The sequence below is a fragment of the Halococcus salifodinae DSM 8989 genome (assembly GCF_000336935.1).
Classification (GTDB): Archaea; Halobacteriota; Halobacteria; order Halobacteriales; family Halococcaceae; genus Halococcus; species Halococcus salifodinae.
This window is the reverse complement of record NZ_AOME01000037.1, coordinates 1-2,304: the sequence shown is the minus strand read 5'-3', so window position 1 is coordinate 2,304 and position 2,304 is coordinate 1. Positions and strand designations below refer to the sequence as shown.

The window sequence follows — 2,304 nt, the reverse complement described above, 5'->3', positions numbered from 1 at the left end:
CCGCCTGCGGGATGTACGGCATCTCGCATATCGCGTGGATGTGGACGTTGAACGACCCATCCTCATTCTCCCCAGTCTGGAGGATATCTATCCCATACACTCCGCCCTCAACGAGTTCCTTCCACGGGATCTGTCGCCCTTCGTCGACATACCGCTTCTGGAGCCGGCGCGCGAGATCGTGCGCGCCCGCTGCGCACAACGCGCTCTTCCAGTAGTGGTCCGATGGGTCACCATCGTCGTCGCCGGTCAACCACCCCCACCGTTTCTCACCCTGCTCGCCCTCGGTGGGTATGGTCCGTTGGCGCAATCGGCCGAACGCCCCCTGTATCGCCTCTTTTCCTTGCTTCAGGTCATCGACGTTCTCGATCGTCAGCGTGAGCAACGTCGGATAATCCATCGCTTCGACCTGTCCCAGATACTTCTCGATGTTGCGCCCCATCGCGCGGTCCATACACGCGGGACAGAGCCGGCTATCGCACGTTATCGGGGTATAGTTGTCGTCCGACCCACACCCTCCGGCCATCACCGGGCACTCCAGCTGGACGGATTGCTGCATGCACTTCGCCACCCGCTCGGCGTGAGCAATCTCGCCCGCGAGGACGAGCGCGGTCACCACTCGCTGCTTCTCGCGCGAGCGGCTGATCGACGAGCGGAGTGCTTCGGCGGCCTGGGAAGCCTCGTCGCGCGTCCCAAATTCGTCTTCCGTGTCGGGATTTTGCTCTCGTCTCGAAAGTTGTTCGCAAGTATCGAGTGAAGGGCTACTTTCGGGGGGGTTGTCGAGCGCGCGCATTCGGACGAGCGCCGAGAAGAACGTCGACGTGTGAGCATCGAACAGCTCCGAGAGCGTGGCATCGGTGCGCCGCTCCTCATGCGCGTCGTCGAGCGCAGTCTGTTCCTCCCACTCGACGCTCACGGCGATCGCCTCCGCAACCGCACAAGAATTCCCGGCCTCCGGCCGGGCAGGCCATACAGCCCGTTCCCTCCGGGCGCTCCCCACAACGCGAGCGCCCCCCCACCCCCCTCCACGTTCCTGCTCGGCCGCACAGCGGCCTGCGCGGGCTTTCGCGCCGGGTCACAGGGCTTCCAGGATTCTAACAGCCGGCCGGAACCATTTTGTCCCCTCCAACCAGCATACACGACAGGCAGAGCTATTATAGCCTGCCGCTGATGCCAAGCAACGGACCGCTCTCCCGTTTTCACAACACAACCAGCACCTCGCAACCAGCAGCGCTCACAGCGCGCTCTCGCACCTCTCAGAAGAAAACAAGCGGACCGGCCTTCGGCATCAGGCGTTAGCCCTATTACCTCGGCTGGAGAAAGCCCCAGTACGGCAATCGCCCGGCCGGCATTGCCACCGCGTTCCCAGTTAGGTCCTGGGAGCGTACGCGGCTGTCCGGGGCCTTCTCCCGGACTTCCGTTCACGTTGCTTAGTTACATCGCCGGACTCAGCCCTGGCTCTTGAATCTACCGACAACGAATCAAAATCATGCTTATCCCGCCAGCCCCGACGCCTCCGGAGCCTTAGCGACGGTGACGATAGCTCGGGGACTGTTTGGTGAACGCTGGAGAATACGATGTTCAATGTCTCTAAAGCCAGCTTCGGAGAACATTCGATCAGCCTCTTTCTCACCATAGAACAGCATGATCCTATCAGATATTCTACGGAGTATTGCGTTCTGTGGCTCATCTGGACCAACGACTAGGACTCGATTTCCGGGTTTAGTTACACGTCTGAATTCATGAAGCGCCTCTACGGGATTTGGCCAATATTCGATGGACCCGGACGACCAAACAATATCGAAGGTATCGTCTCTAAACGGAAGACGTTCTGCATCTCCTCGATGTAATTCCACGGACCCATTTTCACCAAATTTCCCAATAGATTTCTCTAATTGATGTCTTGATTGGTCAATTCCATGTATATCATCGGAATACTGTACTAGTCCTTCTATGGAAAAGCCCGTTCCACAGCCGACATCAAGAACACGATCATCTTGTTCTATATCAACCATGGAAAGAGCATCACTTCGCATTTCTTCCTCCCAAAAGAATGGGTTGATGACATCATACACTCTTGAAAGGTATTTGTAAAACAATCTCGCGCGTGATTTGTCTTCAAGGACGCTCATCATCTGCGGATTGTGGCGATAAGATATAATCGGTAGCTTTCGCCGGAATCACGAGCAAACACTGTCTAGGTACACCCCCTGTCAGGCACTTGGTTTCTGACAGGGTAGCGATCCGACGTGATCGGCACGGAACACACCACGTTACGAGTGAAACAGCCGTTCCCACCAACTCCGG

At 57.5% G+C, this 2,304-nt stretch carries 2 protein-coding genes; both read right to left on the bottom strand.

Annotation, left to right across the window (positions count from 1 at the left end; genetic code table 11):
• The coding region (locus C450_RS06575) for a hypothetical protein (RefSeq protein WP_005041696.1) at nt 1–913 on the bottom strand (913 nt) is incomplete at its 3' end.
• A gap of 577 nt (nt 914–1,490) precedes the next feature.
• Nucleotides 1,491–2,129, bottom strand: a complete 639-nt coding sequence (locus C450_RS20715) for a methyltransferase domain-containing protein (RefSeq protein WP_005041694.1) — start codon at nt 2,127–2,129, stop codon at nt 1,491–1,493.
• Nucleotides 2,130–2,304 lie beyond the last annotated feature (175 nt).

Excerpts from the sequence above, each read along its gene's own strand:
- C450_RS20715 (WP_005041694.1), bottom strand. The coding sequence starts at position 2,129 with ATGAGCGTCCTTGAAGACAAATCACGCGCGAGATTGTTTTACAAATAC.